Below are 26,559 nucleotides of genomic sequence, written 5' to 3' on the forward strand. Positions count from 1 at the left end.
CGAACACGGAAGTTAAGCTCTCTAGCGCCGATGGTAGTTGGGACCTTGTCCCTGTGAGAGTAGGACGTCGCCAAGCAGCTAAAAACACAAGTCTTTTGACTTGTGTTTTTTTGTGTTTTCAAACAGTATGCAAAAAAGAAGTAATGGTAATACAAACACGTTGCCCAAGGATGAATCATATTATATAAGAGATGGATGTATATTTTTCTGTAAATTGTTAAGGAATAGAAGTATAAAATATGTCCATTTAAATAGGGAGGGAAAGATATGAAATCACAAAACGAAGTTTGTATTGTTTGTGAGACAGAAAGAAAAGAAGGGATATATGTTTATAATAATTTAATATGTTATGAATGTGAAAAGGACATGGTGAATACGGAAACAAATGATCCGAAGTATATATATTATTTAAAACAGCTTCGGAAATTAGAAGTATCATATTTTTAAATAGGCATATGCCTATTATTTTTTTTGTTCTGTATAATAGATAAAGAATGAAATAATAAGGAAGAGATATAGATGAATCAAAATCGCATACCTTTATATGAAGCATTAATAGAGTTTAAAGAAAGAAGGCCGTTATCCTTTCATGTCCCAGGTCATAAAAATGGTTTAAACTTCCCTCAGGAGGCAGTAGGAGAGTTTAAAGATATACTATCTATCGATGTAACTGAGTTGTCAGGATTAGATGATTTACATAGTCCGTTTGAATGTATAGATGAGGCACAACAATTATTAGCTGATGTATATGGAGTGAACAAAAGTTATTTTTTAATTAATGGTTCAACAGTTGGGAATCTAGCAATGATTTTGTCTTGTTGTGGGGAACATGATATTGTTCTTGTACAAAGAAATTGTCATAAATCAATTATTAATGGTTTAAAGTTAGCGGGAGCAAATCCTATTTTTTTAGATCCATGGATTGATGAGGCTTATAACGTACCAGTGGGAATTCATGATGAGATTATTAAGGAAGCAATTGAAAAATATCCGAATGCGAAAGCACTCATTTTAACGCATCCTAATTATTATGGTATGGGTATGGATTTAGAGGCAAGCATCGCTTATGCACATGCACATAAAATTCCTGTGTTAGTAGATGAAGCACATGGAGCTCATTTTTGTTTAGGTGGGGAATTTCCAAAGTCAGCGTTAGCATATGGTGCAGATATTGTAGTTCATTCTGCGCATAAAACATTACCCGCAATGACGATGGGGTCCTATTTACATATAAATAGTCGCTTAGTGAAAGAAGAAAAAGTTTCCACTTATTTAAGTATGCTACAATCTAGTAGTCCATCGTATCCAATTATGACTTCTCTTGATGTTGCACGCTTTACGATAGCACGTATAAAAGAAAAGGGACATGATGAAATTGTCGAGTTTTTACGGGAATTTAAAGAAGAATTGAGTGCTATTCCACAAATAGCTATTTTACAATATCCATTACAAGACGAGCTAAAGGTTACCGTACAGACGCGTTGTCAATTATCAGGATACGAATTACAGTCTGTATTTGAAAAGGTCGGTATATATACAGAAATGGCAGATCCATATAATGTCCTATTTATTTTGCCTTTGCAAGTAAATAAGACATATATGAAGGCTATAGAGATGATCCGAGTGGCATTGCAATATTATGAGATAAAAGACAAGACGGAATCTATTCGTTATACTTATAAAGGAGAAATTTCTCCTTTACCGTATACATATAAACAACTGGAAGAATACGAAACAAAAGTAGTATTTGTAGAAGAAGCAGTTGGAATGGTAGCGGCTGAAATGGTAATTCCGTATCCACCTGGTATTCCATTGATTATGTATGGGGAAAGAATTACTTCAGAACATAAAGAGCAAATTATGTATTTAGAAAAAGCAGGCGCTCGTTTTCAAGGCAGCACGAAATATATGAAAGTGTATGATATAGAAAGTAGGTTTTAGAATGAAGGGATTATTTGTAACAATTGAAGGTCCAGAAGGTTCGGGTAAAACAACGTTAATTCAAAGTTTATTGCCATATTTTGAACAAAAGGAACAAAAAGTAATGGCGACGAGAGAACCAGGTGGTATTGCAATTTCTGAGGATATTAGAACGATTTTGCATAAACAAGAATATACGATGATGGAAGCACGTACAGAGGCACTGTTATATGCTGCTGCACGTAGACAGCATTTAGTAGAAAAAGTTATGCCGGCACTTAATGAGGATTACCTTGTATTATGTGATCGTTTTATAGATAGCTCTTTAGCGTATCAAGGATATGCAAGAGGATTAGGTATGGATAAAGTATTTGAAATAAATCGTTTCGCAACAGAGGACTGTATGCCTAGTTTAACAATTTACTTAGATATTGAGCCAGAGATTGGCTTAGCTCGAATTGCAAAAGATGCAGGACGTGAAGTGAATCGGTTAGATATGGAAGATATCTCTTTCCATAAACGTGTGCGTGAAGGATATTTACAAGTTGTAGAACGTTTCTCGGATCGTATTGTATTGGTAAATGCTGATCAACCAATGGAAAAACTTATAGAAGAAGTTATTCAGGTTATAGAAGATAAATTGTTATAATAGAAGGAAAGAATGAAATAAGTGAGGTATGCATTATGATGAAGACGTGGGAGCAGCTTTCTGCTATACAACCCATCGGTGTAAAAATGTTGATGAATAGCATCGCAAAAGAGCGTATATCCCACGCTTACTTGTTAGAGGGAGGGAAAGGTACAGGAAAGTTTGCGACGGCAATTCAAATGGCAAAGAGTTTCCTCTGTTCTCAGCGGAATGGGGTAGAGCCTTGTCATGTATGTACAAATTGTAAGCGAATTGATTCAGGTAACCACCCAAACTTACATATTGTAAAACCAGACGGATTATCTATTAAGAAGCAACAAATTCATGATTTACAAGAAGAGTTTTCAAAAACAGGATTAGAAGCAAATAAAAAAGTATATATTATTGAGCACGCAGACCGTATGACAGCAAATGCGGCGAATACACTCTTGAAATTTTTAGAAGAACCAAGTAGTGATACAACAGCTATTTTACTTACTGAACAAAGTCATCAAATTTTAAATACGATTTTATCTCGCTGTCAAGTTGTTACATTTAGACCATTACCTACGGAATCTTTAATTAGAAGATTACAGGATGAAGGTATTACGGCATCTTTATCGACACTTGCTGCACAACTCACAAATAGTTTTGATGAAGCTTTAGCTTTATGTAATGATGAATGGTTTGCACAAGCACGAGCTTTAGTGATAAAATTATGTGAAGCGCTCGAAAAAGATAAAGCCTCTATTTTTTTTGTACAAGAAAAATGGGGAAAGCACTTTGGAGAGAAAGAACAATTACAGCAAGGTTTAGATATGTTACTCCTTATTTATAAGGATTTATTATATGTTCAACTTGGAGAAGAAGATCGTCTTGTTTTTCGTGAGCAGAAAGAGATGTTTGAATCTTTCTCCTATGCTCAGAAGCGCATTGTATCAGCTCTCTTTAATATATTAGAGGCAAAAAATAGAATCAACGCTAATGTAAATGCGCAGCTTGTGTTCGAACAGTTAGTGTTGCGGTTGCAGGAGGGATGACCGTTTTGTATGATGTAGTAGGTGTTCGCTTTAAGAAGGCCGGAAAGGTATATTACTTTGATCCGAATCAGTTTGATATCTCTGAAAATGAGTTTGTAATTGTAGAAACTGTAAGGGGTATTGAGTACGGAAAAGTAGTTATTACCAAAAAGCAAGTTGATGAGAACGACGTTGTATTACCGCTAAAAAAGGTTATTCGTATTGCAAATGAAAATGATCGTACTATTGTTGAAGAGAACAAACATGCTGCGAAAGAAGCATATCAAGTTTGTCAGCAAAAGGTAGTAGAGCATAATCTTGATATGAAACTTGTAGATGTAGAGTATACGTTCGATCGCAATAAGATTATTTTCTACTTTACTGCGGATGGTCGGATTGATTTCCGCGAACTGGTGAAGGACTTAGCGGCAATTTTTAGGACAAGAATTGAACTAAGACAAATTGGTGTTCGTGATGAAGCGAAGATGCTTGGTGGTATTGGTCCGTGTGGTCGTATGCTTTGTTGTTCTACTTTTTTAGGTGATTTTGAACCGGTATCTATTAAGATGGCAAAGGATCAAAATTTATCATTAAATCCTGCAAAAATCTCTGGTTTATGTGGTCGTTTAATGTGTTGCTTAAAATATGAGAATGATGAATATGAGGCAGCAAAGGAACAACTTCCTGATTTAGATCAACGTATACAAACCCCGCATGGTACTGGCCGTGTTATCGGATTAAATATTTTAGAAAGATTAATTCAAGTGGAACTAGTAGACAAGGAACGGATAGTAGAATATACGTTAGATGAGTTAGTGAATAAAGGGGTCGTTTCGAGTCAAACCACAGATTAATGAGGTGGGTGCTTGTGGAGAAAAAAGATATTTTTGCATCGGTTTCTAGTATGGAGGAGCAAATTGGACATTTATACAAACAGTTGGGAGAATTAAAACAACATCTTGCAGAGTTGTTGGAAGAAAACCAACATATAAAAATGGAAAATGAAAATTTGCGACACCGTTTTGAAGAAGTGCAGATTAAAGAAAAACAAAAAACTCAAAAACGTAAAGAAGTGAAGCCGAAGACAGCTGATATTGGTGAAGGCTATGATAATTTAGCAAGACTATATCAAGAAGGTTTTCATATTTGTAATCTGCATTATGGAAGTGTACGTAAAGAGGGAGATTGTTTATTCTGCCTGTCATTTTTAAATAAAAAGTGAAATTACCTTTCCAATAATAATTGGAAAGGTAATTTTTTATACATGAGAGTAGAATCAAATATGTTTTTTATTAGTAGAAGATGAAATAGGGTAGGTTAAGGGTAAGAAAAGGAGTAATATATGAAATTATATGAAGACGAACGTTTAGATTACTTATTAGCGCAAGATATGAAGATCGTACAAAGCCCATCAGTATTTAATTTCTCATTAGACGCTGTTTTACTTGCAGACTTTGCTTGGGTACCAATTCAAAAAGGTAATTTACTTGATTTGTGTACAGGTAATGCAGTTGTACCCCTTCTATTAAGTACAAGAACGAAAGGGAATATTACTGGTGTGGAGATTCAAGAACGCTTATATGATATGGGAATAAGAAGTGTTCAATACAATAAGTTGGAGGAAAGAATTCACTTAATACACGGGGATTTGAAAGATATGCCGGAGACACTCGGACGTCATCAATATGATGTTGTCACATGTAATCCGCCTTATTTTCAAACACCTGCAACGTCTGAGAAAAATATAAATGAACATTTAGCGATAGCTCGTCATGAAATTATGTGTACATTAGAGGATGTTGTATGTGCAAGTAGTCAGCTAGTAAAGCAAGGCGGGAAAGTAGCATTTGTACATCGTCCAGGTCGTTTACTAGATATTGTTACATTAATGCGTAAATACAAAATTGAACCAAAGCGTGTACGATTTGTTTATCCCAAGGCAGGGAAAGAAGCGAATACGTTGTTAATTGAAGGAATTAAGGACGGAAACGCAGATTTAAAAATATTGCCACCTCTTTTTGTGTATGAAGAAAATAATGAATATACAAAGGAGATTCGTTCAATTTTATATGGAGAAGAATAAGCATTGTTTTTATGTAGTAGAGTGCTCTGACGGAAGTTATTATGCTGGATATACAAATCATATAGAGAAGCGGATTCAGACACATAATAGTGGAAAGGGAGCTAGGTATACGCGTGCTAGACTTCCTGTTGTTTTAAAATATGTAGAGTTTCATGAAGATAAGCGTACAGCTATGCAAGCAGAGTATCATTTTAAGCAATTAAATAGAAAACAAAAAGAAGAATATATGCAAAAAGGAGAACGCTATGTGGCAACAAAAAAGCTTTCAACAAAATGAAAAGGGAGTTTTATATTTAGTACCAACTCCTATTGGGAATTTAGAAGATATGACATTTCGTGCAATCCGAATTTTAAAAGAAGCTGATTTAATTGCTGCTGAAGATACGAGACAAACGAAAAAACTTTGTAATTATTTCGAAATTGAAACACCTGTTATGAGTTACCATGAGCATAATAAGGAAGTAAGTGGGAAGAAAATATTAGAGAAGTTAGACGAAGGAAAGACTGTAGCACTTGTTAGTGATGCTGGTATGCCGTGTATTTCCGATCCAGGTTACGATATTGTTGTAGAGGCTGTAGCGGAACAGTATCATGTTATCCCGCTTCCTGGGGCAAATGCAGCCCTTACAGCGTTAATTGCGTCAGGCCTTGAAACAAAACAGTTTTATTTCTATGGATTTTTACAAAGAAATAAAAAAGAAAGAAAAATGGAGTTAGAGAAGCTTCGTTATGTACAAACTACAATGATGTTTTATGAAGCGCCTCACCGCCTGGATGATACTTTAATCTCGATGCAAGAAGTGTTGGGAAATAGAGAAATTGTATTATGTCGAGAGTTAACGAAAAAATTTGAGGAATTTATTCGTGGAACAGTCGAGGAAGCAATTGAGTGGACGAAACAAAACGAAGTTCGTGGCGAGTTTTGTATTTTAGTAGCTGGTTCAACGGAAGAACCTGCCCCAGAAGAACAATGGTGGGAATCTATTTCGGTATATGATCATATTGAACATTATATAAACGAAAAAGGTATGAATTCAAAAGAGGCGATAAAAACAGTCGCTAAAGATCGAGATTTGTCGAAACGCGACGTATATCAAATCTATCATGTCGATAAAAAATAAGCTTCTCATAATTGAGAAGCTTATTTTGCTGTTTCGATATAATCTTGAAGTTCGTTTAAGATTTGCTCAGCGCCTTCTTTGCTTAAGATAATTTTACCTTCAGCTAAAGATAGGTTACCATCAGATACTTCACCTGTTACTTGGCAAGTCATGTTTGGCTTATATTTTTTTAAGATGATTTTCTCGTCATCAACGTAGATTTCAAGAGCATCCTTTTCTGCAATACCTAAAGTACGGCGTAATTCGATTGGAATTACTACACGACCTAATTCATCAACTTTACGAACGATACCAGTAGATTTCATAATTCTTTTCCTCCTAAAGAAATAGTTTATAAGTTTCGAGTCTATTTTTAGATTCGTCATTTTTCGACAAAATACCCTATGGACATATGATACCAATCATTTACATTTCCGTCAATTCTTTAATTCTATATTTTTTAAAAAGATTTATAGATTTCTTACTTCTTATATATAATAGAATGGGAGTAATTTCTACTATTATTTCACTTTATTTTCAGAAAAATTTTTAAATTGTAAGTAGAGATTGTATATTTTTTTGAAATATGAGTAATAGATGATAAATATACTAATCATTAACTCGTTTTTATCACGCATTAACAAGCAATAAGATTCTAAATTTAAAGTTCGGCCGGAGCAAAGAAGTTAAGTGGGAGTCGGGCTGCGCGTAAAAGCCCAATTGGTGCGGGCTAATAATCCGCGGGAGGGAACAAAACCCCGACAGATTAAAGTTTCACTTTATATATAAGTTTTTGATATACTATTTATAAATACATATGAGGTTATCCGGGAGGTCCAAAACAATGACAGAGGAAAACAAATCCTTTTATATTACTACCCCAATTTATTATCCAAGTGGAAAATTACACATTGGACATGCTTATACAACAGTAGCAGGAGATGCGATGGCACGATATAAGCGTATGCAAGGATATAATGTTCATTATTTAACAGGAACTGATGAGCATGGACAGAAGATCCAAAAGAAAGCAGAAGAATTAAACGTTACACCACAAGCATATGTGGATAACATCGTTGCAGGAATTAAAGAGCTTTGGGAGAAAATGGATATCTCTTATGATGATTTTATTCGTACAACGGAAGATCGTCATAAAGATGTTGTTGAAAAAATCTTCAAGCAACTAGTAGATCAAGGTGATATTTATCTTGATGAATATGAAGGTTGGTATTCTGTACAAGATGAGACATTCTATACGGAGCATCAATTAGTAGATCCAATTATGGAAGGTGACAAAGTAGTTGGAGGAAAAAGTCCAGATAGTGGTCATGATGTAGAACTTGTTCGTGAAGAATCGTATTTCTTTAGAATGGGTAAATATGTTGACAGATTATTAAAATTCTACGAAGATAATCCACATTTCATTCAGCCAGAGTCTCGTAAGAATGAAATGATTAATAACTTTATTAAACCAGGATTAGAAGATTTAGCAGTTTCTCGTACTTCATTTGACTGGGGCGTTCGTGTTCCAGGTAATCCGAAACACGTTATTTACGTATGGGTTGACGCATTATCTAACTACATTACAGCATTAGGTTATGGAACAGAAAATGAAGAGATGTATAAGAAGTTCTGGCCAGCAGATGTGCATTTAGTTGGAAAAGAAATTGTTCGTTTCCATACAATTTATTGGCCAATCATTTTAATGGCATTAGATTTACCTCTTCCGAAAAAAGTCTTTGCTCACGGTTGGATTTTAATGAAGGATGGAAAGATGAGTAAGTCAAAAGGAAACGTAGTAGATCCAGTTACATTAATCGATCGTTATGGATTAGATGCATTACGTTATTACTTACTTCGTGAAGTTCCATTTGGATCTGATGGCGTATTTACACCAGAAGGATTTGTGGAGCGTATTAATTTCGATTTAGCAAATGACTTAGGTAACTTATTAAATCGTACAGTAGCTATGATTGATAAGTACTTTAACGGAGAAATCCCTGCATTTAAAGCAAATGTAACGGAGTTTGATGAAACGTTAGTGACGTTTGCAAAAGATACATTGAAAAAAGTGGAAGAAGCAATGGAGAATATGGAATTCTCTGTAGCTCTAAGCTCAATTTGGCAATTGGTTAGCCGTACGAATAAATATATTGATGAAACACAACCATGGGTATTAGCGAAAGATGAGAATGATCGTGAAAAGTTAGCTTCTGTAATGGCTCACTTAGCAGAAGTACTTCGTCAAACAGGTATTATGCTTATGCCATTCTTAACAGTAGCACCAAACAAGATGTTTGCTCAGCTTGGCCTTACTGATGAAGCGCAGAAATCTTGGGAAAGCCTATCTACAATCGGCTGTATTCCAGCTGGAACAAAAGTAGAAAAAGGAAACCCAATTTTCCCTCGTTTAGAAATGGAAGTAGAGGTAGAGTACATTAAAGAACAAATGAAAGCCTCTGCTCCTAAAGTAGAAGAGAAAAAACAAGAAGAACCGAAGGCAGAAGAAATTACAATTGATGATTTCTTTAAAGTAGAATTACGCGTAGCTGAAGTACTATCTGCTGAACCTGTGAAAAAGGCAGATAAGTTGTTAAAAATCCAACTAGACTTAGGCACAGAAAAGCGTCAAGTTGTCTCTGGAATTGCAAAATTCTATTCGCCAGAAGACCTAAAAGGTAAAAAGGTTATTTGTGTAACAAACTTAAAACCTGTAAAATTACGCGGTGAATTATCACAAGGTATGATTTTAGCGGGTGAAGAGAATGGCGTATTGTCATTAGCATCAATTGACCAAAATCTACCGAATGGTACAAAAATTAAGTAATTAAGACAAGAAAAGAGATGTTTCACGTGTAACATGTGTGAAGCGTCTTTTTTCTTTTTACACTCTCAATTTTTGCATTAAGATTGTAGTATTGTTATCGTTAAGTTATAGAAGAGCTTATTTGCGTAGAATAAATTGGATTTCAATATAAAAGGAGTTTTGTATTATGTTGTTTGATACACATTCACATTTGAATGCAGAGCAATTTGAAGAAGACTTGCAAGAAGTTATTGCCCGAATGAAAGAAGCGGGGGTTACTTATACAGTTGTTGTTGGTTTTGATGAAGTAACGATAAAAAAGGCGATTGAATTAGCTGAAGCCTATGATTTTATTTATGCCGCGGTTGGATGGCACCCAGTTGATGCAATCGACATGACAGAAGAGCATTTAGCTTGGTTAGAAGAACTTGCTTCTCATCCTAAAGTCGTTGCACTTGGAGAAATGGGCTTAGATTACCATTGGGATAAGTCTCCAAAAGAAATACAGAAAGAAGTATTCCGTAAACAAATTGCATTAGCGAAAAAAGTAAAATTGCCGATTATTATACATAACCGCGATGCAACCCAAGATATTGTTGATATTCTAGAAGAAGAGAATGCAGCTGAAGTAGGAGGCATTATGCATTGCTTTAGCGGCAGTGTAGAGGTAGCAGAGCGATGTGTTGATATGAACTTTTTAATTTCGTTAGGTGGACCAGTTACATTTAAAAACGCTAAGAAACCGAAAGAAGTTGCTACGGAGATTCCATTAGAGAAATTGTTAATAGAGACGGATTGTCCGTATTTAACACCACATCCATTTCGAGGAAAACGAAATGAACCGAGTTATGTAAAACTCGTAGCAGAAGAAATTGCAAACTTAAAAGGAATTTCTTATGAAGAAGTAGCGGAAATAACAACAAAAAATGCAAAAGCTTTATTTGGTGTTGAATAAAAGAGTGGGGGGACCCATTCTTTTTTTGTTTTTGCAAAAAAATAGCAAGAGTGACAGAGAAGATAAGGGCGAATGAGTAAGTGTTACAATAAGGAGAGAGAACAAAGTTTTGGACATTCTATTTTTTAAAATGTAAGAATGGGGAAAATAATAATGGAAAAGTCGTCAGTTTTTTGTTTTACTAAGTAGAGACGAAACGAGTGTGGAGGCAAGCATGAAAATTAAAGAGATTATCGTTGTAGAAGGTAAAGATGATACAGTTGCGATTAAGCGTGCTGTTGATGCGGATACAATTGAAACGAACGGTTCAGCAATCGGTGATCATGTTATTGAACAAGTTAAATTAGCGCTGCAAAAACGAGGCGTTATTATTTTCACAGATCCGGATTATCCTGGAGAGCGTATTCGAAAAATTATTTCTGATAAGGTGCCTGGATGTAAACATGCTTTTTTACCGAAGGAAGAAGCACTTGCTAAGAGGAAAAAAGGTGTCGGAATTGAACATGCTTCTAATGAATCAATTCGCCGTGCTTTAGAGAATATACATGAAGAAATGGAAGCTTACACAAGTGAAATCAGTTGGAGCGATTTAGTCGATGCAGGTTTAGTGGGCGGAGAAATGGCAAAGAGTCGCAGAGAAAGAATGGGTAAGCTATTAAAGATTGGTTATACAAATGCAAAACAGTTACATAAACGTTTACAAATGTTTCAAGTTTCAAAAGAATCATTTGCAGAAGCTTATAAGCAAGTCATACAGGAGGAAAGAAAATGAAGGATATCGCAACGCCAAATCGTACGAAAGACATTGTTGAGAAGTATGGATTTTCATTCAAAAAAAGTTTAGGCCAAAATTTTTTAATTGATACGAATGTATTAAATCGTATCGTTGATCACGCTGAAATTGGTTCAGAAAGTGGTGCAATTGAAATTGGACCAGGTATCGGTGCATTAACAGAACAATTAGCGAAGCGTGCTAAAAAAGTGGTGGCTTTTGAAATTGATCAAAGGTTATTACCGATTTTAGATGAGACGTTAGCTCCATATGGCAACGTTACAGTTATCAATAAAGATGTACTAAAGGCAGATGTACATGAGGTGTTTAGTGAGCAATTTGAAGAAGGGCAAGATGTAATGGTAGTAGCTAACTTACCATACTATATTACAACGCCAATTTTATTTAAATTGCTGGAAGAGAAATTACCGGTTCGTGGATTCGTTGTTATGATGCAAAAAGAAGTTGGGGATCGTTTAGCGGCTAAACCTGGAACGAAAGAGTATGGTTCTTTATCCATTGCTATTCAGTATTATACAGAGGTAGAAACAGTTATGACTGTACCGCGTACAGTGTTTGTGCCACAACCAAATGTTGATTCTGCAATTATTCGCCTCCTAAAGCGTCCTAAACCAGTGGTAGAAGTAACAGATGAGACATTCTTCTTTGAAGTAGTACGAGCAAGTTTTGCGCAGCGTCGTAAAACTTTAATGAATAATTTATCAAATAATTTAAATGGTTTCCCGAAAGATAAAGAGCTGTTGGATCGGATTTTAACAGAGGTAGGAATTGATCCAAAACGAAGAGGAGAAACGTTATCTATCGAAGAGTTTGCGACATTAAGTAATGCATTAGTTCTTCATAAGTTATCATAAGAGTACAAAAGGGACAGTTCAATTTGAACTGTCCCTTTTGTCACCATTCTCCTCCTAAATTCATACTTTAAAAACAGGTAAGATGGCCTAACGAGTTTGGAGGTAGGAGAATGGTTTTACATGTTGGAGAATTAGTGGAACGATATTCTCATAATAGGGATATCCTTTTTCGTATTATAGAAATAAAAGGCGAGATAGCTATATTGTTTGGAGAGGAAATTAGATTAGTGGCAGATGCGCCACTTGAAGATTTAATTAGTATAGATCAACGAGAACATAAAAAGAGAGCGAAGCGTGAGCAAGAAACAATGGAGCGCACGTATCGTTTGTTTCAACAAGATTACGTATTAATGAAACAAAGGCATGAACACACTTCAACTGGTGGATATACAAGTGAAGTGAATTATTTTCAAATGCCAGGGCGTGTATTGCACATAGATGGAGACCCGTTATATTTGCGCAAGTGTCTAGATTTATATAATAAAATTGGTGTTCCTGTACAAGGTATTCATTGTAAAGAGACGGAGATGCATGAAAAGGTAGTAGATTTAATAGACCATTTTCGCCCGGACATTTTAGTTATTACAGGGCACGATGCGTATACAAAATCAAAAGGTGTAAAGGGAGATTTAGCAGCATACAGGCATTCAAGGCATTTTGTACAGGCTGTTCGAGAAGTGAGAAAAAAATATCCATCATTGGATCAACTCGTTATTTTTGCTGGGGCATGTCAATCACACTTTGAAGCATTAATTCGAGCAGGCGCTAATTTTGCTAGTTCCCCATCTAGAATTAATATTCACGCACTAGACCCTGTATATGTGGTTGGTAAAATTAGTTTTACGTCATTTATGGAAAGGGTTAATGTATGGGATGTTGTACGTAATACAATTACTGGTGAAAAGGGACTTGGCGGGATTGAGACAAGGGGGATTTTACGAACTGGATTACCTTTTCAACATTATGAAGAATAAGCAAGGTACATATGTATCTTGCTTTTTTGTATGGAGAGGATTTAAATCAGTTTGGATAAAAAGAGACAAGAACGCACAGACTACATAATGATACTTTTACAATATAGTATTTCTTCTATCTATTCGAACGCATGATGCTTTTATAATGATATTGTCTGTGAGTTGCGGTTAATAATTGGGATAGATATATCGTGTTTTAAGTGTTCAATCTAAATTACAGCGAGGTGTAACGAAGTATATGTCAAAACGTTTAGATGAAATTAAAAGCGAATTAGATCACCATCTTGGACAGAGACTGATGTTAAAGGCGAACAGTGGGAGAAGAAAAACTGTAGAACAATCAGGTGTACTTGCAGAAACGTACCGTTCTGTTTTTGTTGTACAACTGGATCAACAAGAAGATGCGTTGCAACGTGTATCGTATAGCTATGCGGATGTTTTAACAGAGACAGTAGAGTTAACATTTTATGGTGAACCTCATAATGAAGTGATTTTATAATTCATGTATCGTTACATATATTCCCACAAATGAAAAGCTATATTATTTTGCATACTAATTATACCGTAGCAAAATAAGGAGGGACTCTGCATTGAGTAGACGAAGAGGTGTCATGTCAAATCAATTTAAAGAAGAGCTTGCAAAAGAGCTAGGCTTTTATGATGTTGTTCAGAAAGAAGGATGGGGCGGAATTCGTGCGAAAGATGCTGGTAACATGGTGAAACGTGCTATAGAAATTGCAGAACAGCAATTAATGAAACAAAACCAGTAGTTGTAAGATACTTTCTATGCTACGGTAGCCGAGGAGTGATTCCTCGGCTTTTTGTACTATAAAAGGTGCCATCATTTTACATAAGTAGTTTCATTCTGAATGCTTTTCGTTATAATTAGGGAAGTGTCATCGTCTTACTATAAATTTATGGTAAAATAAACGATAAAAGATTGAGTACATAGAGTGGGTGAATAGATTGAAGCTACTAGTGAAAGCACCAGCAAAGATTAATCTGTCGTTAGATGTACTGGGAAAAAGACAAGACGGATATCATGAAGTGAAAATGATTATGACAACAATTGATTTAGCGGATCGTTTAGAACTAATGGAATTAGCAGAAGACCGTATTGAAATTTTATCCCATAATCGGTATGTCCCAGACGACCAAAGAAATCTGGCTTATCAAGCAGCGAAATTATTAAAAGAGAAGTTTAATGTGAAAAAAGGTGTATCTATTACTATTGAAAAAACGATTCCAGTAGCAGCTGGATTAGCGGGTGGAAGTAGTGATGCAGCAGCGACATTACGTGGTCTTAATAAATTATGGAATTTAGGGCTTACAATTGATCAGTTAGCAGAGCTTGGCGCAGAAATTGGGTCAGATGTATCGTTTTGCGTATATGGTGGGACAGCAATTGCCACTGGAAGAGGAGAACAGATTGAGCACATAAAAACTCCACCTTCTTGTTGGGTTATTTTAGCAAAACCCCATATTGGTGTATCTACTGCTGATGTATATGGAAATTTAAAGTTAAATCGCGTTACACATCCAAATGTAGATAAAATGGTGGATGTCATAAATGCTGGAGACTACAAAGGGATTTGTGATACTGTTGGTAACGTTTTAGAAGATGTAACGTTTGCGATGCATCCTGAAGTTGCACGTATTAAGGCACAGATGAAGCGATTTGGGGCAGATGCTGTATTAATGAGTGGAAGTGGTCCAACCGTATTTGGTCTGGTGCACCATGATTCGCGAATGCATCGTATATATAACGGATTAAAAGGATTTTGTGAACAAGTATACGCAGTACGTTTATTAGGAGAGCGAGAAACGCTTGAATAAAGACGTATAATACGTTATGATTTGTTTAGAATATTCGTGATTTGAGGTGAGAGTATGAAAATTAGACGAAGTACAAGATTAGTCGATATGACTTATTATTTGTTACAAAACCCTCGTCAGCTAGTTTCTCTCACTTTTTTTGCTGAAAGGTATCAATCAGCTAAGTCTTCTATTAGTGAAGATTTAGTTATTATTAAGCAAACGTTTGAACAACAAGGGGTCGGCACATTGCAAACGATACCAGGAGCAGCAGGAGGAGTGAAATATATACCATATATAAGTGAAGAAGAGGCAGATCTAATTATTGGTGAGCTGTGTAGCTTATTTGAAAATCCAGATCGTATTTTGCCTGGTGGTTACTTATATATGACAGATCTTTTAAGTAATCCTCGTCATATTAATGGCGCAGGTCGTTTGTTTGCTTCTGTTTTTGCTAGGCAACCAATTGATGCAGTTATGACGGTGGCAACGAAGGGGATTCCACTTGCATATGCAGTGGCGAACTATTTAGATGTACCGGTAGTGATTGCAAGAAAAGATAATAAGGTAACAGAAGGACCCACTGTTAGTATTAACTATGTATCAGGTTCTTCTAAGCGAATTCAAACAATGACGTTAGCAAAGCGTAGCCTTCCAGAAGGATCAAATGTTTTAATTATTGATGACTTCATGAAAGCTGGCGGAACAATTCAAGGTATGATGAGTATGTTAGAAGAGTTTAAGGCTAATCTTGTTGGTATTGGTGTATTAGTAGAGTCTACGGATATTGAAGAAAGACTAATTAATAACTTTGTATCATTGATTCGTCTATCAGAAGTTGATGTGAAAGAAAAAGCGATTCAAGTGGAAAAGGGAAATTATTCACTGGCACCATTTGATGAAGGGCTCGTAGAGGCTGAGTAAAAAGATAAAGCAAATAGCTTTATCTTTTTTTATTCTATTTATAAATTATAAAATAGATGGACAAACTGCTTTTCGTGCACTATTTTTAAAGAGTAAAAATAAATAATAAAAGGGTGAAAAGTATGAAAGTTATTCAAACAAACAATGCACCACAAGCAATTGGACCGTATTCACAAGGGATTATTGTAAATAATATGTTTTACAGTTCAGGACAAATTCCGTTAACTGCAAGTGGAGAGCTTGTAGCAGGAGACGTAACAGTACAAACAGAGCAAGTATTTCAAAATTTACAAGCAGTATTAGAAGAAGCAGGTGCTTCATTTGATACGGTAGTAAAAACAACAGTATTCTTAAAAGATATGGATGATTTTAATGCTGTTAATGAAGTATATGGATCGTATTTCTCTGCTCATAAGCCAGCTCGTTCTTGTGTACAAGTAGCAAAATTACCGAAAGATGTTTCAGTTGAAATCGAAGTAATTGCCCTAGTTAAGTAATTCTTTGTAAGCGATAACCTCCAATAATCTCTATATTCAATTACAATAAAAATTTTTATCTTAAAAATTTTTAAAAAATTAAAGGGAAAATAGAAATTTTGTGGAATTTATACAAATATATCGCTTATTTAGAAAAGGGTGGTGAACACAAGATGGAAGTGACTGACGTAAGATTACGCCGCGTAAACACAGAAGGCCGCATGAGAGCAATTGCCTCTATTACTCTAGACCATGAATTTGTTGTTCATGATATTCGTGTAATTGATGGTAATAATGGATTATTTGTAGCAATGCCAAGTAAACGTACTCCAGATGGAGAGTTCCGTGACATTGCACATCCAATTAATTCTGGTACACGCTCTAAAATTCAAGATGCGGTTTTAACAGAGTATCATCGTTTAGGCGAGTTAGAAGAGGTTGAGTTTGAAGAAGCGGGTGCTTCGTAAAATTCGAATGAAAAGGACTTTTTAAAGAAAGCCCTATAATTTTGCAACAAACTCCTGTAAGCATTTACAGGGGTTTGTTTTTTTGTGATTATATATATCATTTGTTCTGAAAATTCTAAGTTCAATGAAGCGAAGAGATAAAACTTCTAATTTTTTCAAAATCATTTTAAATAGTATAGCTTATTTCTTAAAAAAGATACTAAAGAGTAAAACATCTTATAAGAATTATGGTAAAATTTAATAGTTAAAATGTGTTTCTTGAAATATATGATGATTTAGGATAATATCGTTAATGGATAAATAGGTTGCGATGGAGGGTCTATATGTCAAACAGATTTGCAGTGATTCTAGCTGCGGGTAAAGGCACACGTATGAAGTCTAAGCTATACAAGGTGCTTCATCCTGTATGTGGAAAACCGATGGTACAACATGTTGTCGATCAAGTATCTCAATTAGGATTGCAGAAACTTGTAACTGTTGTAGGACATGGTGCTGAAATGGTACAAGAACAGCTAGGAAACGTAAGTGAGTTTGCATTACAAGCAGAACAACTTGGTACAGCGCATGCTGTAGATCAAGCTGCAAGTGTACTTGCAAACGAAGAAGGAACAACTTTAGTTATTTGTGGTGATACGCCGCTAATAACTGCTGAAACGATGGAAGCATTACTTCAGCAACATAAAGAAGCAGGGGCAATGGCAACGGTGTTAACAGCTTACATAGAAGAACCTGCTGGATATGGTCGTATCGTTCGTAATGAGAATGGTCATGTTGAAAAGATTGTTGAGCATAAGGATGCAAATGAGAAAGAATTAGCTATTAAAGAAATCAATACAGGTACGTATTGTTTTGATAATAAAGCTTTATTTGCTTCACTTTCTAAAGTTTCAAACGATAACGTACAAGGTGAATATTACCTGCCAGATGTTATTGAGATTTTAAAAAATGAAGGTCATATTGTATCAGCTTATCAAACAGAGCACTTCGATGAAACGTTAGGTGTTAACGACAGAGTCGCTCTATCGCAAGCGGAAATTATTATGAAAAACCGTATCAACCGAAAGAACATGGTAAATGGTGTTACTATTATTGATCCAAGTAACACGTATATTTCTGCTGATGCAATTATCGGTAGTGATACAGTTCTTCATCCAGGAACAATTATTGAGGGTAACACTGTAATTGGTTCTGATTGTGAAATTGGACCGCATACAGTAATTCGCGATAGTGAAATTGGAGATCGTACGACAATTCGTCAATCTACTGTACATGATAGTAAGCTTGGTACAGAAGTATCGGTTGGCCCATTTGCACATATTCGCCCAGATTCAGTTATTGGAGATGAAGTACGCGTTGGAAACTTCGTGGAAATCAAAAAAACTGTTTTTGGTAATAGAAGTAAAGCTTCACACTTAAGTTATATCGGGGATGCACAAGTTGGAGAAGACGTGAATCTTGGTTGTGGTTCAATTACGGTGAACTATGACGGTAAGAATAAATTCAAAACTGTAATTGGTAACGGGGTATTTATTGGATGTAATTCAAACCTTGTTGCTCCTGTAACAGTTGAAGATGGTGCTTATGTGGCAGCAGGCTCTACAATTACAGAGAATGTTCCATCAAAAGCATTATCTGTAGCACGTGCACGTCAAGTTAACAAAGAAGACTATGTTGATCAATTGCTGAATAAGAAAAAATCATAATGTGGAGGGTTAATCTAGATGTCGACTCAATATCTAAATTCTAATTTGAAAGTATTCTCTTTAAACTCTAATAAGGAACTTGCTGAGCAAATTGCAAAGCACATTGGAGTAGGACTAGGAAAATGTTCTGTTGATCGTTTTAGTGATGGAGAAGTTCAAATTAACATTGAAGAAAGTATCCGTGGTTGCGATGTATTCATTATTCAATCTACAAGCTTCCCAGTAAACGAACATATCATGGAATTACTTATTATGATCGATGCATTAAAGCGTGCATCTGCAAAAACAATTAATATTGTTATTCCTTACTATGGTTATGCGCGTCAAGACCGTAAAGCGCGTTCTCGTGAACCAATTACATCGAAACTTGTAGCAAACTTGCTTGAAACAGCAGGTGCAACTCGTGTAATCACTCTAGATTTACATGCTCCACAAATTCAAGGGTTCTTTGATATCCCAATCGACCACCTAATGGGTGTACCGATTCTTTCAGATTACTTTGAAACAAAAGGTCTTAAAGATATCGTAATCGTGTCACCTGACCACGGTGGAGTAACTCGTGCTAGAAAAATGGCAGATCGCCTAAAAGCACCAATCGCTATTATTGATAAGCGTCGTCCTCGTCCGAACGTATCTGAGGTAATGAACATTATCGGTAATATTGAAGGTAAAACGGCAATTTTAATTGATGACATCATTGATACAGCTGGTACAATTACATTAGCAGCAAACGCTCTTGTTGAGAACGGTGCTTCTGAAGTATATGCTTGCTGTACACACCCAGTATTATCTGGTCCAGCAATTGAGCGTATCCAAAACTCAAATATTAAAGAGTTAGTTGTAACGAACTCTATCGTATTACCAGAAGAGAAGAAAATCGACAAAGTACACGAACTTTCAGTTGCTCCACTAATCGGAGAAGCAATCATTCGTGTATACGAAGAAGAATCTGTAAGTGTATTATTCAATTAATTGGATAGAATGAGACGTAACCAAGATTGGTTACGTCTTTTCGTATCGAAAAAAGAAAGTAGTGGTACAAGAATGAAATTGATAGTAGGACTTGGGAACCCGGGTAGAGAATATGAATTAACAAGGCATAATATTGGATTTATGGCGATTGATGAACTTGCAAAGCGTTGGAATATTTCTTTGAATGAACAAAAGTTTAAAGGAGTATTTGGTGCAGGGTTTGTTAATGGAGAAAAAGTAATCTTATTAAAGCCACTTACATATATGAATTTATCTGGGGAAAGTATTCGTCCGCTAATGGATTACTATAAAATTGATGTAGAGGACTTCGTTGTTCTGTACGATGATTTAGACATTCCTGTAGGTAAATTACGTCTTCGTATGAAAGGCAGTGCTGGTGGACATAATGGTGTGAAATCAACAATTTTACATTTAGGAACACAAGAGTTTCAACGTATCCGCATGGGAATCGATCGTCCGAAAAATGGAATGAAGGTAGTAGATTACGTATTAGGACGTTTTACATCGGAAGAGATTCCTGATGTAAATCATTCTATTGAAAAAGCAGCAGATGCATGTGAAGAATGGTTAAATAAGCCTTTTCTTCAAATCATGAATACTTTCAATAGTTAAGGGTACGATTGGGAATATTTTATTTTGTTTTTACCCATACTAGCAGTAATTGGATTTTTAGGAGGCTAGTATGGAAGGGTATTATTATTGCAGACATTGCGGGAGTAATGTAGGCTCCGTTACCGCAGAAAAAGTATATAGCGACGTTTTATTTCAACTAACAGAGCAAGAAGTAGTAGAGATGATTCATTTTCATGAGAATGGAAATATATATATAAAAACGATTTGTGAATTGTGTCAAGAAACGCTCGCATCTTATCCTGAGTATTATGAATATGAAAAATTTCTGCAATAAAATGTTGTCGCTTTGGCATGTCCAAAGCATTTTTCTGTTTTCTTTTTCCAAAATATTTGCATAAAATATAGTGGCTTGCTCTTTATGTTGAGAGGGGTTTTGAAAATGATAGGTTTATTAGAGCAATTTTATAAAAATGAAGAGATCCAATCGGTCATTAATGGATTAGAAGATGGTTTAAAAGAGCAACTTGTATCAGGTATGGCAACCTCTTCTCGTTCGTTATTAATGGCGGCCTTATATAAAAAAACAAAAAAATCACAACTTATTGTGACGCATAATTTATATCAAGCGCAAAAAGTACATGAAGATTTAGTGGCGTTACTTGGTGAAAAGGATGTATGGCTATATCCAGTAAATGAATTGATAGCATCAGAACTTGGTGTTGCAAGCCCAGAATTGAAGGCGCAACGTATTGAAGTGTTAAATCGCTTAGCTGCAGGAGAACATGGGATTATTGTAGCACCAGTTGCAGGACTACGCAGATTTTTACCAATGAAAGAGTTGTGGAAGCAAAGGCAAATCGAAATCAATCTAGGGCAAGAGATTGATTTAGATACATTCTTGCATACTTTACATCATATCGGTTATGAGCGTAAGTCTATGGTAGAAGCTCCTGGAGAATTTAGTTTACGCGGGGGAATATTAGATATTTATCCACTAACTGAAGAGCTACCATTTCGTATTGAATTTTTCGATACAGAGGTTGATTCTATTCGATTATTTGATGTGGATGAACAGCGCTCTCAAGATAAAAAAGAAAGTGTTAGATTTGGTCCAGCAACAGAGTTTTTATTTTCGCAGGAAGAATTGAAATCGGGAATTAAGCATCTTGAAGAAGGTCTGACTAAGACGATGCAAAAACTTTCCGATGATAAGTTGAAGACTACAGTGCTTGAGACGGTAAGTCATGAAATTGAGATGTTAAAAAACGGGCAAAGTATAGAACAGATGTTTAAATATTTATCTATTTTCTATAACGAACCTGCTAGTCTGATAGATTATTTACCAGAAGATGGTGTTGTGATTTTAGATGAGATTTCACGTATTCAAGAAACAGCATCACATCTTGAAACAGAAGAGGCGGAATGGTATATATCCCTTCTTGGTGAGGGAACAATTATTCAAGATTTAACTTTCTCTCATTCGTTTGAAGAATTTCTTCATCATAAAAAAAGAAGTTTTGTATATTTAACGTTATTCTTACGTCATATAGCACATACACATCCGCAAAACATTGTGAATGTGACATGTAAAACAATGCAAGATTTCCATGGGCAGATGCAGTTGTTGAAAACTGAAATTGATAGATGGAACGAAGGGCATTTTACGACTGTTGTACTAGGTACAGATGATGAACGTGTGAAAAAACTACAACATATTTTAAGTGATTATGATATTGAGGCAGATATTGTAGAGGGCACAGATATATTGTTGCCTGGAAGGTTACAAATTGCTGTAGGTGATTTACATGCAGGATTTGAAATGCCGATGCAAAAGCTTGTTGTCATTACTGAAAAAGAGCTTTTTCATAAGAAAGTTAAAAAATCACAACGTAAGCAAAAGTTATCGAATGCTGAACGTATTAAAAGTTATTCGGAATTAAAAGTTGGGGATTATGTAGTTCATGTAAATCATGGTATAGGTAAATTCTTAGGTATTGAGACATTAGAGATTAACGGTGTTCATAAAGATTATCTAAACATTAAATATCAAGGTAATGATAAGTTATACGTTCCAATTGAACAGATTGACCAAGTGCAAAAATATGTAGGATCTGAAGGTAAGGATCCGAAAGTTTATAAACTGGGCGGAAATGATTGGAAGAAGGTCAAAACGAAAGTTGAAAAATCTGTACAAGACATTGCGGATGACCTAATTAAACTATATGCTGAGCGCGAAGCTTCAAAGGGTTATGCATATACACCAGATACGGCAGAACAACAAGAATTTGAGTCGTCTTTCCCGTATCAAGAGACAGAGGATCAATTACGTTCTATTGAAGAGATTAAAAAGGATATGGAACGCGGACGTCCAATGGATAGGCTTCTTTGTGGTGATGTAGGATATGGAAAGACGGAAGTAGCTATTCGTGCGGCGTTTAAAGCAATTATGGATGAAAAACAAGTTGCAATTTTAGTACCGACAACAATCCTTGCACAACAACACTATGAAACAATTCGAGAGCGTTTTCAAGATTATCCAATCAATATAGGATTATTAAGTAGATTCCGTACGAGAAAGCAGCAAAATGAAACAATTAAAGGTTTAAAAGATGGCACGGTAGATATTGTAATCGGAACGCATCGTATTTTATCTAAAGATGTTACTTATAAAGATTTAGGTCTTCTCATTATTGATGAAGAACAAAGATTTGGCGTAACGCATAAAGAAAAAATTAAACAATTAAAAGCAAATGTTGACGTATTAACATTAACAGCAACTCCGATTCCACGTACGCTTCATATGTCTATGCTTGGTGTGCGTGATTTATCTGTTATTGAGACGCCGCCGGAAAATCGTTTCCCAGTTCAAACATATGTAGTAGAGTATAATCCAGCGTTAATGCGAGAAGCGATAGAACGCGAGCTTGCAAGAGGTGGGCAAGTTTACTTCCTATATAATCGTGTGGAGGATATTGAACGAAAAGCAGATGAAATTTCGATGTTAGTTCCAGATGCGCGTGTAACTTATGCACACGGGAAAATGAACGAGAGTGAATTAGAGTCTGTTATGCTATCGTTTTTAGAAGGACAGCATGATGTTCTTGTAAGTACAACGATTATTGAGACGGGTGTAGATATTCCAAATGTAAATACATTAATTGTATTTGATGCAGATCGTATGGGATTATCGCAGTTGTATCAGCTACGTGGGCGTGTTGGACGTTCTAATCGCGTTGCATATGCTTACTTTGCATACAAACGGGATAAAGTGTTATCAGAAGTTGCGGAGAAGCGTCTGCAAGCCATTAAGGAGTTCACAGAGCTTGGTTCCGGTTTCAAAATTGCGATGCGAGATTTATCAATTCGTGGTGCAGGTAACTTGTTAGGAGCCGAACAACATGGATTTATTGATTCTGTCGGATTTGATTTATATTCTCAAATGTTAAAAGATGCAATTGAACAGCGTAGAGGAACAGACGGAGTCGAAAATACAGTTAATGTTGAAATTGATTTAGAAGTAGATGCATATTTACCAGATGCTTATATTTCGGATAGTAAACAAAAAATTATGATGTATAAACAATTTAGAGGCGTTTCTGCGATTGAAGATATTGAAGAGTTGCAGGAAGAGATGATAGATAGATTTGGTGATTACCCGCAAGAAGTTGGTTACTTATTGCAAATTGCAAATATTAAAGTATTGGCAATGAAAGAACAAATTGAATTAATTAAGCAAAATAAATTTGAAGTAACAATTCTGTTCTCAGAACAAGCGAGTCAAAATATTGATGGCGGAAAATTATTCATGCTCGGAAATAGTTTTGGACGAATGATCGGTCTAGGAATGGAAGGATCACAATTGAAAATCGTCATGAAAACAAATGGCTTAGAGACATCGAAGTGGTTAACAATTGCTGAAAATTTATTAAAAGGTCTACCAGATGTGAAAAAAGAAGTCATAAATGCCTAATATAAGATAAAAAAATGCAATTCGGCGTGCATAGAAGAACTAATGTGTAAAATACTATGTCTAACAGTTGGTGATTTTTACATGAACAGGTAAATTCACCACTTTCATCATCAGTAGAAAGTGAGGCAGCATTAGAATGAAAGCAACTGGAATCGTACGTCGAATTGATGATTTAGGTAGGGTAGTAATCCCAAAGGAAATTCGTAGAACTTTACGTATTCGAGAAGGGGACCCATTAGAAATATTTGTTGATCGCGATGGAGAAGTAATTTTGAAGAAATATTCTCCAATTAGTGAACTAGGTGATTTTGCAAAAGAATATGCAGAAGCTTTATATGATAGCTTAGGACATAATGTGCTTGTATGCGATAGAGATTCTATTATCGCGGTATCAGGCGTATCAAAAAAAGAATACTTAAATAAAAGCGTTGGCGATCTAATTGAAAAAACGATGGAAGAAAGAAAGTCTGTTATTATGACGGACGAAAGTGATATTTCCATTATTGATGGTGTAACAGAAAAGGTTCATTCTTATACAGTTGGACCGATTGTTGCAAATGGAGACCCAATTGGGGCTGTCATTATTTTTTCAAAAGAAGCGATTATAAGCGAAATAGAGCACAAAGCGGTCAATACTGCTGCCAGTTTCTTAGCGAAACAAATGGAACAGTAAAGGTGTATAATTTTAGAAGTAGCAATCTTTCCTAATTATGATATTTCTTCTTGAGAAATTAAATATTTGGAGATATATGTATATTGAATGAAGGTAGCGCTTTGCTACCTTTTTTCATTGAATATTTCTGGCGTTGCACGAACGTATTCTTACTCGTGTAGGTAAGGAAGCTTGTCCTTTTCTTTATGATATAATACGAGGGGTGAGAATAGAAAAAGGAGTTTTTTGTATGGAATCGAAGAAGTATCAAGCCTTTTGGCGTGGGGCTATTATATTAACAATCGCAAGTTTTGTTACAAAGGTATTAAGCGCTTTTTACCGTATTCCATATCAAAATATAGCGGGTGATATTGGTTTTTATATTTACCAACAAATTTATCCGTTTTATGGATTTTGTTTAATTTTAGCTACTTATGGGTTCCCCATTATAATTTCAAAAATGGTTGCGGAACGATTAGAACGAGGGAAAAAACAAGAAGCAGAAGAAATTATTTGTGTATCTTTTTGGTTTTTATTAGGGATTGGTTTCATAGGATTTTTTACATTGTTCTTTGGTGCCGAAGCAATTGCGACAGCTATAGGCGATATACACTTAGATAAGTTATTACGTGTTATTTCCTTTTCATTCATATTGATGCCATTTTTATCTGTAGCAAGAGGATATTTCCAGGGGTTCAATAATATGATGCCAACAGCTGTTTCGCAAGTGATAGAACAAACGATTCGTGTTTCTATTATTGTATTTTTATCTCTATTCCTAATTGCTCACGAATTTGATTTATATACAGTTGGTGCAGGTGCTATGCTAGGTTCAATCGCGGGTGGACTGATTGGGATTATCGTACTTGTACTTTATATGCGTCATGACTTTCGTTCTATATTCTTCAAAAGTGTAAAGAGGATTAAGGGGAAAAAGAAGATTATTAAAATCCTGTTTTGGCAGGGGTTAGCGATTTGTGTTAGTAACTTAGTGCTTATTTTTATACAAATGGCTGATTCTGTTTCTTTCTATTCTTTACTTATTGGAGCTGGAGAGCCGGCTGAAAGCGCAAAGGTGTTAAAAGGTGTTTATGACAGAAGTATCCCGCTTATGCAATTAGGTACTGTCGTGACAACTTCCTTCTCGTTGTCGCTTATTCCAATTATTACAGCAGCGAAGGAAAGAGGAGATCTTACCTTTATTCGAGAAAAGGTAAGGTTAGCGATGAAAATAACATTTGTTATCGGATTTGCAGCGGCCATTGGATTAACTTGTATTATCCAGCCTACGAATATTATGTTGTTTGAAAATAGTGATGGGTCAGATGTTTTATCCATTTTATCTTTATCTATTTTATTTAGTTCATTGTCGATTACAACTGCTTCTATTTTGCAAGGGTTAGGACAAACATTAAAACCAGCAATATTCGTTATATGTGGCGGTTGTTTAAAGTTAGCTTTAAATTATATATTAATGCCGTATTTTAGTGTGAAGGGAGCTGCAATTGCAACGCTAGTTGCATTAATTGTAATTTCTATACTAAATAGTGTATTACTTATGCGAGCTGTATCCGAATCGCTTATCGACAAAAGGAATATGTTAGGTGTAGTTATTAGTGGTATTGGAATGGGATTTGTATTAATAATGTTTATGCGTGTATTGCAAATGTCTGGATTAGTAATTGATACAAGTCATAGAGGTGTTGCAACACTTGAGGCATTGTTAGGTGTAGCCATCGGTGGATTGGCATATATGTTTTTCATTTTAAAATTACGTGTATTTACAAAAGCGGAAATAGGAACCGTTATGAAAAAAGAGAAAAAAGAAGGTTCATTGAAGAAGAGTGGATAGAG

The 26,559-nt window shown here is 35.5% G+C and carries 28 protein-coding genes and 1 rRNA gene; 28 read left to right on the plus strand and 1 reads right to left on the minus strand.

The genetic code is table 11. The annotated features are described in order from the left end of the window. The 10 genes from rrf to rsmI form a co-directional block, all read left to right on the plus strand. A 5S ribosomal RNA gene (gene rrf / locus AC2CGR_RS27460) occupies positions 1 to 76 on the plus strand; the annotation flags it as partial. 191 nt (positions 77 to 267) lie between these two features. After that, on the plus strand, positions 268 to 447 hold the full coding sequence (locus AC2CGR_RS27465) for a sigma factor G inhibitor Gin (RefSeq protein ID WP_000842028.1): 180 nt from the start codon (positions 268 to 270) through the stop codon (positions 445 to 447). A gap of 72 nt (positions 448 to 519) precedes the next feature. Then, complete coding sequence (locus AC2CGR_RS27470) at positions 520 to 1,941, plus strand: aminotransferase class I/II-fold pyridoxal phosphate-dependent enzyme (protein WP_087966750.1); 1,422 nt, start codon at positions 520 to 522, stop codon at positions 1,939 to 1,941. Position 1,942: 1 nt separating this feature from the next. After that, positions 1,943 to 2,569, plus strand: a complete 627-nt coding sequence (tmk, locus tag AC2CGR_RS27475) for a dTMP kinase (protein ID WP_087966748.1) — start codon at positions 1,943 to 1,945, stop codon at positions 2,567 to 2,569. A gap of 35 nt (positions 2,570 to 2,604) precedes the next feature. Then, positions 2,605 to 3,588 carry a DNA polymerase III subunit delta' gene (gene holB / locus AC2CGR_RS27480; RefSeq protein WP_000978579.1) on the plus strand — a complete coding sequence of 328 codons (984 nt, stop codon included), beginning with the start codon at positions 2,605 to 2,607 and terminating at the stop codon, positions 3,586 to 3,588. Positions 3,589 to 3,593: 5 nt separating this feature from the next. Beyond that, positions 3,594 to 4,421: a PSP1 domain-containing protein gene (locus AC2CGR_RS27485; protein WP_000272429.1), complete on the plus strand. Its 828-nt coding sequence runs from the start codon at positions 3,594 to 3,596 to the stop codon at positions 4,419 to 4,421. A 14-nt stretch (positions 4,422 to 4,435) separates the two neighbouring features. Further along, entirely contained in the window at positions 4,436 to 4,789 is a 354-nt protein-coding gene (gene yabA / locus AC2CGR_RS27490; RefSeq protein ID WP_000412055.1) for a DNA replication initiation control protein YabA, read from the plus strand. Positions 4,790 to 4,909: 120 nt separating this feature from the next. Next, on the plus strand, positions 4,910 to 5,650 hold the full coding sequence (locus AC2CGR_RS27495) for a tRNA1(Val) (adenine(37)-N6)-methyltransferase (protein WP_087966747.1): 741 nt from the start codon (positions 4,910 to 4,912) through the stop codon (positions 5,648 to 5,650). Then, complete coding sequence (locus tag AC2CGR_RS27500; protein WP_029439096.1) at positions 5,637 to 5,927, plus strand: GIY-YIG nuclease family protein; 291 nt, start codon at positions 5,637 to 5,639, stop codon at positions 5,925 to 5,927. Before AC2CGR_RS27495 ends, AC2CGR_RS27500 begins: the two co-directional genes overlap by 14 nt. Further along, the gene (gene rsmI / locus AC2CGR_RS27505) at positions 5,896 to 6,771 is read left to right on the plus strand and encodes a 16S rRNA (cytidine(1402)-2'-O)-methyltransferase (RefSeq protein WP_029439097.1); all 876 of its coding nucleotides are present in this window, start codon (positions 5,896 to 5,898) and stop codon (positions 6,769 to 6,771) included. The genes AC2CGR_RS27500 and rsmI overlap by 32 nt, the downstream gene beginning before the upstream one ends. 20 nt (positions 6,772 to 6,791) lie before the next feature. On the opposite strand, the gene abrB is transcribed toward rsmI, so the two are convergent. Continuing rightward, on the minus strand, positions 6,792 to 7,076 hold the full coding sequence (gene abrB / locus AC2CGR_RS27510) for a transition state genes transcriptional regulator AbrB (RefSeq protein ID WP_000843036.1): 285 nt from the start codon (positions 7,074 to 7,076) through the stop codon (positions 6,792 to 6,794). Between the two features lie 518 nt (positions 7,077 to 7,594). On the opposite strand from abrB, the gene metG reads away from it, so the two are divergent. The 18 genes from metG to AC2CGR_RS27600 all read left to right on the plus strand — a co-directional run bounded on the left by metG (position 7,595) and on the right by AC2CGR_RS27600 (position 26,557). Next, the gene (gene metG, locus AC2CGR_RS27515) at positions 7,595 to 9,577 is read left to right on the plus strand and encodes a methionine--tRNA ligase (RefSeq protein WP_484481371.1); all 1,983 of its coding nucleotides are present in this window, start codon (positions 7,595 to 7,597) and stop codon (positions 9,575 to 9,577) included. A gap of 166 nt (positions 9,578 to 9,743) precedes the next feature. Continuing rightward, positions 9,744 to 10,511, plus strand: coding sequence for a TatD family hydrolase (locus tag AC2CGR_RS27520; protein ID WP_029439099.1), 768 nt, complete (start codon positions 9,744 to 9,746; stop codon positions 10,509 to 10,511). Positions 10,512 to 10,725: 214 nt separating this feature from the next. Then, complete coding sequence (gene rnmV / locus AC2CGR_RS27525; protein ID WP_000692830.1) at positions 10,726 to 11,283, plus strand: ribonuclease M5; 558 nt, start codon at positions 10,726 to 10,728, stop codon at positions 11,281 to 11,283. Then, on the plus strand, positions 11,280 to 12,158 hold the full coding sequence (rsmA, locus tag AC2CGR_RS27530) for a 16S rRNA (adenine(1518)-N(6)/adenine(1519)-N(6))-dimethyltransferase RsmA (RefSeq protein WP_000651552.1): 879 nt from the start codon (positions 11,280 to 11,282) through the stop codon (positions 12,156 to 12,158). Before rnmV ends, rsmA begins: the two co-directional genes overlap by 4 nt. 110 nt (positions 12,159 to 12,268) lie before the next feature. Next, entirely contained in the window at positions 12,269 to 13,132 is an 864-nt protein-coding gene (yabG, locus tag AC2CGR_RS27535; protein ID WP_087966741.1) for a sporulation peptidase YabG, read from the plus strand. Between the two features lie 238 nt (positions 13,133 to 13,370). Further along, complete coding sequence (gene veg, locus AC2CGR_RS27540; RefSeq protein WP_000044349.1) at positions 13,371 to 13,631, plus strand: biofilm formation stimulator Veg; 261 nt, start codon at positions 13,371 to 13,373, stop codon at positions 13,629 to 13,631. Between the two features lie 91 nt (positions 13,632 to 13,722). After that, on the plus strand, positions 13,723 to 13,902 hold the full coding sequence (sspF, locus tag AC2CGR_RS27545; RefSeq protein ID WP_001985066.1) for an acid-soluble spore protein SspF: 180 nt from the start codon (positions 13,723 to 13,725) through the stop codon (positions 13,900 to 13,902). A 196-nt stretch (positions 13,903 to 14,098) separates the two neighbouring features. Continuing rightward, positions 14,099 to 14,968, plus strand: a complete 870-nt coding sequence (gene ispE, locus AC2CGR_RS27550; protein WP_000772094.1) for a 4-(cytidine 5'-diphospho)-2-C-methyl-D-erythritol kinase — start codon at positions 14,099 to 14,101, stop codon at positions 14,966 to 14,968. 54 nt (positions 14,969 to 15,022) lie between these two features. Continuing rightward, positions 15,023 to 15,871, plus strand: a complete 849-nt coding sequence (gene purR, locus AC2CGR_RS27555; protein WP_000702471.1) for a pur operon repressor — start codon at positions 15,023 to 15,025, stop codon at positions 15,869 to 15,871. Between the two features lie 122 nt (positions 15,872 to 15,993). Then, positions 15,994 to 16,368 carry a RidA family protein gene (locus tag AC2CGR_RS27560; protein WP_087966739.1) on the plus strand — a complete coding sequence of 125 codons (375 nt, stop codon included), beginning with the start codon at positions 15,994 to 15,996 and terminating at the stop codon, positions 16,366 to 16,368. A gap of 152 nt (positions 16,369 to 16,520) precedes the next feature. After that, the gene (gene spoVG / locus AC2CGR_RS27565; protein WP_000454041.1) at positions 16,521 to 16,814 is read left to right on the plus strand and encodes a septation regulator SpoVG; all 294 of its coding nucleotides are present in this window, start codon (positions 16,521 to 16,523) and stop codon (positions 16,812 to 16,814) included. Positions 16,815 to 17,137: 323 nt separating this feature from the next. Next, on the plus strand, positions 17,138 to 18,517 hold the full coding sequence (gene glmU / locus AC2CGR_RS27570) for a bifunctional UDP-N-acetylglucosamine diphosphorylase/glucosamine-1-phosphate N-acetyltransferase GlmU (RefSeq protein WP_000071036.1): 1,380 nt from the start codon (positions 17,138 to 17,140) through the stop codon (positions 18,515 to 18,517). Between the two features lie 18 nt (positions 18,518 to 18,535). After that, complete coding sequence (locus AC2CGR_RS27575) at positions 18,536 to 19,489, plus strand: ribose-phosphate diphosphokinase (protein WP_000107420.1); 954 nt, start codon at positions 18,536 to 18,538, stop codon at positions 19,487 to 19,489. A gap of 72 nt (positions 19,490 to 19,561) precedes the next feature. Then, positions 19,562 to 20,122: an aminoacyl-tRNA hydrolase gene (gene pth / locus AC2CGR_RS27580; protein WP_087966753.1), complete on the plus strand. Its 561-nt coding sequence runs from the start codon at positions 19,562 to 19,564 to the stop codon at positions 20,120 to 20,122. A gap of 70 nt (positions 20,123 to 20,192) precedes the next feature. Continuing rightward, complete coding sequence (locus tag AC2CGR_RS27585; RefSeq protein ID WP_000399440.1) at positions 20,193 to 20,417, plus strand: anti-sigma-F factor Fin; 225 nt, start codon at positions 20,193 to 20,195, stop codon at positions 20,415 to 20,417. Between the two features lie 105 nt (positions 20,418 to 20,522). Further along, the gene (gene mfd / locus AC2CGR_RS27590) at positions 20,523 to 24,053 is read left to right on the plus strand and encodes a transcription-repair coupling factor (protein WP_000579713.1); all 3,531 of its coding nucleotides are present in this window, start codon (positions 20,523 to 20,525) and stop codon (positions 24,051 to 24,053) included. A 136-nt stretch (positions 24,054 to 24,189) separates the two neighbouring features. Beyond that, complete coding sequence (spoVT, locus tag AC2CGR_RS27595) at positions 24,190 to 24,726, plus strand: stage V sporulation protein T (RefSeq protein ID WP_000648306.1); 537 nt, start codon at positions 24,190 to 24,192, stop codon at positions 24,724 to 24,726. Positions 24,727 to 24,955: 229 nt separating this feature from the next. Further along, positions 24,956 to 26,557, plus strand: a complete 1,602-nt coding sequence (locus tag AC2CGR_RS27600; protein ID WP_087966737.1) for a putative polysaccharide biosynthesis protein — start codon at positions 24,956 to 24,958, stop codon at positions 26,555 to 26,557. Positions 26,558 to 26,559 lie beyond the last annotated feature (2 nt).

It is taken from the genome of Bacillus sp. LSHTCR4, assembly GCF_057197025.1.